This window comes from Beggiatoa alba B18LD, assembly GCF_000245015.1.
Taxonomy (GTDB): domain Bacteria; phylum Pseudomonadota; class Gammaproteobacteria; order Beggiatoales; family Beggiatoaceae; genus Beggiatoa; species Beggiatoa alba.
Map to the genome: position 1 here is coordinate 1 of NZ_JH600071.1, position 9006 is coordinate 9006.

At 36.3% G+C, this 9006-nt stretch carries 11 protein-coding genes; all 11 read right to left on the reverse strand.

Going from position 1 to position 9006, the window contains the following annotated elements:
- Positions 1-608: 608 nt before the first annotated feature.
- A complete protein-coding gene (locus BEGALDRAFT_RS17575) occupies positions 609-3455 on the reverse strand; it encodes a phage/plasmid primase, P4 family (RefSeq protein WP_002692433.1) in 2847 nt (948 codons plus the stop codon).
- A 310-nt stretch (positions 3456-3765) separates the two neighbouring features.
- Positions 3766-3966 (reverse strand): hypothetical protein, encoded by a 201-nt coding sequence (locus BEGALDRAFT_RS17580; RefSeq protein ID WP_002692435.1) that lies wholly within the window; start codon positions 3964-3966, stop codon positions 3766-3768.
- 481 nt (positions 3967-4447) lie between these two features.
- Positions 4448-4687, reverse strand: a complete 240-nt coding sequence (locus tag BEGALDRAFT_RS17585; protein ID WP_002692437.1) for a hypothetical protein — start codon at positions 4685-4687, stop codon at positions 4448-4450.
- On the reverse strand, positions 4684-4902 hold the full coding sequence (locus tag BEGALDRAFT_RS17590; protein ID WP_002692440.1) for a hypothetical protein: 219 nt from the start codon (positions 4900-4902) through the stop codon (positions 4684-4686). Before BEGALDRAFT_RS17590 ends, BEGALDRAFT_RS17585 begins: the two co-directional genes overlap by 4 nt.
- Positions 4903-4952: 50 nt before the next feature.
- Entirely contained in the window at positions 4953-6287 is a 1335-nt protein-coding gene (locus tag BEGALDRAFT_RS17595) for a hypothetical protein (RefSeq protein ID WP_002692442.1), read from the reverse strand.
- A gap of 225 nt (positions 6288-6512) precedes the next feature.
- A complete protein-coding gene (locus tag BEGALDRAFT_RS19315; protein WP_002692444.1) occupies positions 6513-6674 on the reverse strand; it encodes a hypothetical protein in 162 nt (53 codons plus the stop codon).
- Positions 6655-6969 carry a type II toxin-antitoxin system Phd/YefM family antitoxin gene (locus BEGALDRAFT_RS18630; RefSeq protein WP_002692446.1) on the reverse strand — a complete coding sequence of 105 codons (315 nt, stop codon included), beginning with the start codon at positions 6967-6969 and terminating at the stop codon, positions 6655-6657. Before BEGALDRAFT_RS18630 ends, BEGALDRAFT_RS19315 begins: the two co-directional genes overlap by 20 nt.
- Positions 6970-6990: 21 nt before the next feature.
- Positions 6991-7275, reverse strand: coding sequence for a type II toxin-antitoxin system RelE family toxin (locus BEGALDRAFT_RS17605; RefSeq protein WP_002692448.1), 285 nt, complete (start codon positions 7273-7275; stop codon positions 6991-6993).
- Between the two features lie 124 nt (positions 7276-7399).
- On the reverse strand, positions 7400-7885 hold the full coding sequence (locus BEGALDRAFT_RS17610) for a hypothetical protein (protein WP_002692450.1): 486 nt from the start codon (positions 7883-7885) through the stop codon (positions 7400-7402).
- Positions 7886-8383, reverse strand: coding sequence for a hypothetical protein (locus BEGALDRAFT_RS17615; RefSeq protein ID WP_002692452.1), 498 nt, complete (start codon positions 8381-8383; stop codon positions 7886-7888).
- 99 nt (positions 8384-8482) lie between these two features.
- On the reverse strand, positions 8483-9006 hold a 524-nt coding region (locus BEGALDRAFT_RS17620), incomplete at its 5' end, for a protelomerase family protein (RefSeq protein WP_002692454.1).

Here is a 9006-nt window from a genome sequence, read left to right on the forward strand (position 1 = left end):
GGGCGCGTAACAGGCGCGTCCATTCGGCATGTCTCAGTGGGCGCGTAACAGGCGCGTCCATTGTGCTTAGGTTCTTACTAGCCAATTAAACGCGGGTTTATAAAACTTGCGAGTTTTCACTAGATATGAGTTTTTTAAAATCAGATTTCGCTACGCTAATTATTTTTTATACGTACTATCGCGTACTTATCCACACTATAGCGGATAAGAACACGCATAAAACGGCGAAATAGTGGGGGGTAACAGTTCTTAAGCTGATTAAAAAGCACCTAAAGAAGCGCATTTATAACGGTTTACAGCGTTTTCTGTAACTCATTGAAATTGAAAAAAACGCGAATTTAACCCGCTTTTCTTGTAAAAAATATTCGTTTTTTTGAAAAATCACTATTAATTTTCGCCATTTAATTCTTTATAGGTTCTTTCACAACACTGCTTAAGCGGTCGTCTTTGGACGTGCAAACAGTGAAAATTTATCGATTTTCCACAAAATTTGTCGGTCGTCTTGTCGCTTTTTCAAAAACCTTTATCAATAAAATCAATTTTTTAATTCTTAAAAAAGCGACATTACCTGTTTTTGTCTGTCGCTCAAAACGACAAACGTCGACTTTTTACACTTTTCTATACTTGCCTACGTTTTCGCGCAACCAAGTATTTGCAACTTGCCGTCCTATATTAGATTTTTTAAGCACGCTTTCTTCATTGTCATAGCCAGATTGATACTGCTTATCGTACTCACTGGCTAACTCGACTTTTTCAGCATGATTTAAATTAGCTGTTTGTTTTTCCCAGAATTTTAAATCTGAGGGGTAAAGTTTAATAGGACGTGTGACGGGTAAGTGATGGCTAGTGATGGTCAGTGACGGTCTAACCTGTTGATTATTATCAAGTGACGGACTTGACGGACTTTTTGGAATTACTCCTATAGGAGAGTTAGAAAATTCAGGATAGATTACATTTTCATTATCTCGCGTGTAGTAATTACTAGAAAGTCCGTCATTTTCGTTAAGTTCATCACCCACAACGATTTTATCCGTCACTAGACCATCACTTTTTATATAAAGTTCGTCACTAGCCATCACTAATTTAACCCCATGAATTTGTGCGCCCTTGTTTGTTTTACGTTTTTCGACACCTTCCCACTTAAGAATATTCTTAAGAACATCAACAGCTTGATTGGTGAAAGTATTGTGTGCAACGGGTTTTCTGCCTGTGGATTCACACCACACTACGTAAGCAGGGTATAAATGAATATCTTGGTTAAGATATTTGGTGTAAGTGATGCGTTCTCCTAGTTCATTTTCAGTCGTAACAACTTGTTTATTAAGAACACCAACTTGCACCATAGCATTAACGCAATTTTGTGTGTTATCAGCAAAAAATTCTGCTAATGGATTAACTGCTTTTAAATTATCCATGCTTTGCATTTGCATGATTTCACTTGCGTTATTTTGGCTTGTTAGATACTTAACCTCGTCGCTGGTTAATTCCATAACCCAATTAACAATGCCTGAACTTTCGGCAATTAATTCGTCTCTAAGATGTTCATTTCTAACAGGTTGGTTATCAAAACGAATCAGTATCCGCCGTCGATGTAATCCGCTCGAGTTATCAGTTGTTTTAATCGGCTCATTACCAGTTACGATAACCATGCCATTAAACACGCAATCAGGATTATCCTGTTTGTGCATCAATCTGATTGGTAAGGTATCTTTACCCGTTAAACGCTTAAACATCTCTACCGATTTAGCAAAAGAATTTTGGTCTGCAAAATAAGCGAGTCTCTTGTCGACTAACTTGGCAACCTCAAATTTATCTTCTTCAAGTGTATGAAACGATGTAGATTTATGATTTTCAATCCCAATTAATCCAATAACCACATCACCAAATGTCGACTTTCCAGAACCGCCCGCACCAATTAGTTCAAGATAACGCTGTAAATAAGAACGTCCAAAAATAACCGCGTTAATATAAGCACGTAGCACTTGCACCACGTCGTTATGCTTAACGGATTCAAATAGGAATTTTTTGAATTTTGGACAATCTGCACTTGCTGAATAATCATGTGGTATTTGCCAAGTCAGCAAGTAATCAGGTGAATGAGAAAGTAGCGTTTTTGTGTTGATATTAAAAACGCCATTTTTGAAGGGAATCAAATGATTATTGAGTTGTGTAGAGAAGTCTTTAATGCAGTTCTTAGATAATACAGACAATGTACCGTCTAACCATGACTTGCTGAATTCGCCCCCATTGGTATGTGCATTAATCCAGTCAATTAATAAATGGGCTATATCTTTTACTATTTCCCATTTACCGCTTTTGTAAACTCTAAATTTTTCCAGTACCTTATCGTAACCTAAAGAAAAACCAGATTTAGCTAGGATTACCAGTGCAGATTTACCCATAGCCAATAATTCACCGTCGTTTAGCAACAAGTTAGTTGCAATGTTCTCTACCGTTGCATTATCAATGTACGGCTTAATTGCTTCTAAACCAGACTCGATATGTAAATCATTAAAATCTGTACCACTATTAGATTTAGGATAGGCAAGTTTAAAACCCGTATTTTGGCAGACATTCAGGGCTTTATTTAATCCCACATTCTCAGAATTATTAATGTCATTGTCTGCACAAACAACAACATTAACAGCATGTTTTCCTCTAGTGGTAAGCCAAGATTTTAAATTAATCGCAACATTGCCAAGATTGCCCGCGTCTAAAGCACACAAAACAGCGTAACCCGTCGCAAGGTGTATGCTTGCACCCGTTGCGAATCCCTCACAAATAGCGATATTTGGGGCTGTTGTGTAGTCACCAATGGCAATGAATCCACCGCGCTTTTTTAAGCCTGTACTAAAGCGTTTATCGCCATTGTCATAAATACGCTGTAAACCGCGTTTATTACCCTCAATATCAGTTACTAATAGGGCTATATACTTGCCTAGCTTATCGTTGCTAAAACGTAATTCTATAGGCAATTTAACGGCTATCTGCTTACGATTTAGATACTCACTAATACCCGTTACAGGCAATTTATCAAACTTTGTTAAGTCGCTGGTAACTGTTGATTTAGTGGTTTTTGATGTGGATATAGGAATGGTTTGTGTAATGGGGTTCTCAGCCTGTAAAGGCTGTTTATTGAGTTTAAACGCTTCCCATAACTCTTTTACGCGGGTAGTGCTTTGATATGTAGATTTACCATTTTTAAAATGGTTATAAAGCACGTTTAAAACGGGTTTATTGCGCTGTATGGTTTTTGTTGCTTTGTAACCCGCTTTACTGTTTGCGGTTTTTCCGTTGACTGATAACTTTATGAAATCATCAGTGTTACAAGATAATGCGTTGATTGTATCGTGATTATCTGCACTTGCTTGTTGATTTAACCAGTTAAGCGCGTGAGTACAAATATCTGATTCTATAGAAAGTTGGTTGTCAATTAACCATTGTTGATAATTCATAATAAATCCTTACCTGAATTAACTCATATTTGAGCAAGTAAGGAATTGCTTAGTAAGCATTTATTGCTTTATGTAAATATTTACAAGTATTTAAAAACATTTACATTTACTCTATTCTATTAAACGAGGGTTTTATTACCAGTAAAACCCTTGCTTTTTCGTATAAAATTGAGTTATAATAAACACTTAGTTAATAAAGCAATTCCCCTTGCTTAATACGAATTTTTTAGAGTCCATGCCCTGAATTGATTCCTCGAAAAAATGCAATTCAGGGCTTTTTTATGCCTATTGGAAGCCAGCATTTCACGGCTTAACACAAATATTCTTCAATTTCTTTAAGAAAATTAACGTGTTCATTTGTATCGTTGGGTTTAATGGTTACGGGGTTAATACCTGCGGGGGCGCAACCACTTTTATAGTAAAAATCAATAGTTAAGTCGTCGTTTGGCTTGACGTGCATCAAGTCATTCAAGCTAATAAATTCGTTACCAAGTCTTAAAAACGTATTCATAGTTATAGTCACCCTGAATTGTTACCATTTACGCAACCATTATTCTACTATAAAACGTTATAAAATAAGAAATTTAATTATTAATTTATACATTTAACGGCAAAAATACGTAAAAAAAAGTTAAATCAGAAAAGCAAAATTTAAATTTTAAAAATTATAAAAAACAGTAATTTAAATAATAATGAGAAAAATTAAATTTTTGAAAAATGAAAAAATAGAAACGCAAATTTTTTATATAAACATGTATAACATGATTATTTTTGCTGTACTTTTTTAAACATAAAATTCGCATTTTATATTTTTCTGCAACAAACCAGTGTTATTTTTTGGCTTATTTATTGCGACTAAATAAATAAATAATAAACGTTTGATTATAATTATAAATTTAATTATTTAAAAAGTAATAAAAAAATAGAAGTGTCCCACAAAGTGACACAAAATGACAAAAAAGTGTCCAAACGTTTGGACACTTTCAAACTTACTAAAATGAATCAGCAATGATTTTTTCAATTGCTTTTAGGTCATTTAGTGCGAGTGCTACCACGTGGGCTATACCGTCACTAGCGAATACTGTTGAACCAGATAGACAAGATGAATCCTGAATATTAGATTCGTTTAATCTATTGCAAGCTGTTTCAATGAGTAGCAACTTTGCACGCAAGCCAAAAAACGAAGATTCTGTACTCAATTCGAGTTTTGTGTGTCTGGCTTTTTTTCTCATTCTTTACCCCCTTTTTGTAAAGAAAAAACCAATTTATCAACAAGTTCATTGGTTTTATCGGCTAAATTCGCTACCGCTTCGGCTGACTCGTTGTTTTTTTTCTCCCTGACGCTTCTACCTAAGATTTCCCAACCCATACCGATACAAGAAATCTTTATAACTTCAATATTTTGCTGAATATTAAAGATTAAACCTTCGATTTCTTTTGTAACCATACATCCCCCTTAAATGCACCCGCTCCAAGTAAGCGGGCGCGGTTAAATGCCTAGCCTTTAGCCCGTTTAAACTTATCGCGTTTAGCCGTGCCACAATCAGGACAATACTTTTGCCACACGGTACGGGCTTTATAATCATTGCCACATTGCACGCATTGATAAGTTTGCCCAACTACTTTTTTACCGCTTGCATCATGCAAGGGCGTATCAAGCGGTGTGTTCTCAGTGGTGCAAGCCTCATTATTAGCCGTATCAGGGCTTGCGTTATGCAATGCGTTACGCATTGCGTTATGCACGGTTGCATCATGCAAGGGTGCATTATTCAATGTGCTTTTTTTTTGGCTATCATCAGCTAGACGCGGGCTATCATCATGCTGATTGCCTTCATTGGTTAGCTGTTGATTGCCTGCACTTGGCAATTGAGCATGATGATGATTAGGTTGTGTATTGACCTGATAACCTGTTGCATGATTCATTGCATAATGCACAGGGCGCGTGGATAACTTAGAAGCAAACAGCAAAACAAGCGCGGTTAAGACTTCATACGCAACAGCCGAAAAAGCGAGAAATAGCGATTGCATTAAGGAAGGGCTAAACGAGACTAAGCGGGCTTGCGTGACAAATAAAGGATGTACAAGGCTATCGCTATCAGTCACCACACCAGCCGATTTCATATCGGTTAATGCTTGCGTTTTAGCGGTTAAAGCAAGCTGATACTGATTGAATTGTGAGACAACACCACTGTGTTTATTAAAGTCAGCAAGCAAGGGCTGTATTTGACTACATGCTTCAATAGCCCGCGATTTAAATTGATTACCGTTCTTATCAGTCTTTGGCGTGCATACCCCGTCGTTATAAGACATATACCCGCTGTAACTGCTAATAATGCCATTGATACGCTGTTCAATATCATCAATCACTGCTTTAGACTCATTAACCACACTTTCATCAATCGCAAGCGAATCAATCCGCTTATTAGCCTGTTCTAAATCATTCTTAGCAACTTGTGAGGCAATACTATTTTTTGCGGTTTCCTGCTCAAAATGGGCTTGTGAGTAAGCCATAAAGCCTAAGTGTGTCTGTGTGCCAATAGTGAAGCAAACAGACAACCAAATAAGCCATGCAACAATAGAAAGAGAACCATAACCCGCTTGTTTCAAGTGATGACTCGCAACGGGTAAAACGCCACTGAGAAGCGAGAAGAAAAAACCGAATGCACCATAAATTGCTTTTTCGAAGGGCGTGACTGCAAAAGATTGATATAGATAGATAGCCGTAGCAATACCGACTAACAGCATAGCTACACCAATAACGTGCAAAGCTGGTGCAATGGAATTGTTAGGGCTTGCGTGTATTGCGGGATATTGATTAGTATTTGCGTACATATCTGTAAGCTCTAAAGTGAAGTTTAATAAACCACAATGAGCAAACAGACAGCAATAGAAATATAAACAATTTCAATTGTTTATAGACGTAGATGTGCTGTATAATTTTCATAGTGTGCATACTGTTTACGCAGTGTGGACAAAGTGCTTATTAACGGGGCTCAATCCGTTCTTAAGCGCGGGCGCGGTGTAATTTATTGCACCGCGTTTTTATATTACTGCTTTTTAATCATTAGTGTCTAGGGACACGCCTTTATCTTTGGCAATACGCATTAATTCTGCCATTGCATCACCTTTAAAAACGCCCTCACTCTTGGCTTGCATAGCCAATTCACCCCAATATCTATCTTCAATTGCTGTTGCTTGTTTATTTATGGTGTTTGGCATAATTCTGATTTTTATAAGTTTCAACAGCCTTGTGATTATCAAGGTTTATTCCTTTTTCAGTGGCGATATTCAGCAATTCTGCCATTGCATCACCTGTAAAAGGTTCATCATTTTCAGCTTGTAAAGCGAGTTCACCCCAATATTTATCTTCAAGGGCGATTAATTTGTTGTATAAGTCTGATGAAATTAGCACAGCATGTTGATTGCCACTTTTTTCAATAAAAACAGGCTCTTTTATCGATAAAGTAAGATAACGTCCTAATCGTGTTTTTAATTCAGTTGCGTTAATTTGCATATACACCCCCTTGCAATAATTTCAAATATTTGAGTTTTCTAGCTTTTTGTAAACTTCGTCATCATTACGCTTTCCAATAACAACAATCATAAGTTCACTTTCATCATGTCTAAAAACAATGCGATATTCACCTACATCTTTACGCATTAACTTATATTTTTCATAGCCTTTCAATAGCTTAATGTCATGTTGATTAGGGTTTAAAGCTAACTCAAAGATAGCACTTACTATTTGCTTATATTGTTTTGCGGGTAATTCTCTAAATGAATCAATAACTTTTTTTGTTTTAAAGTTTATTTTTAGCATAATTGAATTCTGTATTGAGATTTAAACATTATAGCTATTTTAGCTAAAATAGCTAATTAATGTCTGTTGACCTGATACGTATAAAGTACGTATCAGCTTTTCGTTATCTAACACGTTATAAAAACTACTTATCCTTATCAATAACGCCGTCTTTACCGTCCGTTAATCCCCCTAAACAAGCAAGAATCGTTTTTAATCCCGTAATTTCATTTACTGGATAGCGTCCTTTACCCTGCATATAGGAAAGCATTTTGTGTTTAATGACTACCAACTGATAAGCATAAATCTCTTTAATTGTTCTATGGCTAAAGTCTTTTAACTCGCTATCGTTGTTAAATATAGGTATTTCTACCTGTATGTTATCCTCACGCCCGTCGATAATCGCCTGCATATCATCATCAGATAAGCCGCTTACAACCCCTGTTTCTCGCTTCTCACCCAACCCGTGTTTATCAGCAAAACGTTTTACTGACATATGGGATATATCCATATCTAGCGATTCTTTGCACCAATCAGCAATAGATTGATAACTATCACCCTGCAAAATTTTCGCTTCAATCGCCCCCCTATGGGGGGAAGTCTCAATTTTTAACGGTTTCTCAGTAGCCATTTATGCACCCTTACCCAATGACATATTTTTTTCAATCTTTGCAATTAAGCGGTTATGATTCGCGTCAATTCCATGTTTAACATGGTGTTTATCTAACATGGTTTGATTTTCAGGATTATCAAACCATGATTTGATAGCGACATAAGAACAGCCTAACTCTTTTTGAATCCATGCGCTTGATATATAACGCTTATTAACGAATACGGTTTTATTGCCAAGTAAAACGGTAGCGTTATCAGTTGCGTTTAAATCCATTTGTTTCTTGACAAGCTCTTGAATACGTAAAGTATTTTGCTCATTACGGCTTAACTTTTCCGTATCGTTCTCTTTTTCAAGAGAACTTAAAAGGAAATCAAGCAATTCTGAATCACTAGAAATATTTGCGCCTACTTTAACGCCCGCTAATTTCTTAGCATTTTCAATGCGTTGTTTAAAACTTTCGGCAATTTCTGCGTTACGGGTGGAAACTCTGAAAATATCAATTGCTTTTGTTGACATGATAAAACCCTCTAAAGAAGTGATTAATGGCTTACTATGGAAACAATTATAGCGTAGCACTATATTACTGTCAGCAACAATATAGTGCTATGATTAAAATTATTTCTCTAAAGGGTTAAGCATATATTGCATATAGTTTTCTGCTGTTTGCTTTGTGGCGTGTCCTAATACATCAGTTGCAAAAGTATTTAAAACCGATAAGGGCGCGTGCTTTCTTTGTGCGATATGTACGTAAATGCTACGTAACGCCTTAGCTTCTAAATGATTAAAATCAACAAGGCTATCAATAGACTGATTAATAGCGCGTTTAATATGTCCGTTTAAATTGCGCTTAACCGCTTTATTGATTGCACTACCAGTTAAAGAATTAACTTCATTTTCTGATTTATCACTTAACGGCTTCATAGAACGGACTTTATTTAAAGCCGTTACGATTCTATTGGCATTCACTAAAACAGGGATAACGAAAGAATCGCGGGCGTTATGGACTGCCACACCACAACGGGTATTTTTTAATTGACCTGTGAAAATAACATGACTTTCATCAACATAATCAAAATTTGCGCTTTTAAAAATCTCTGTTGACCGTCTGCCAGTCAAAAGCATTAAACCTGTAGCGATGT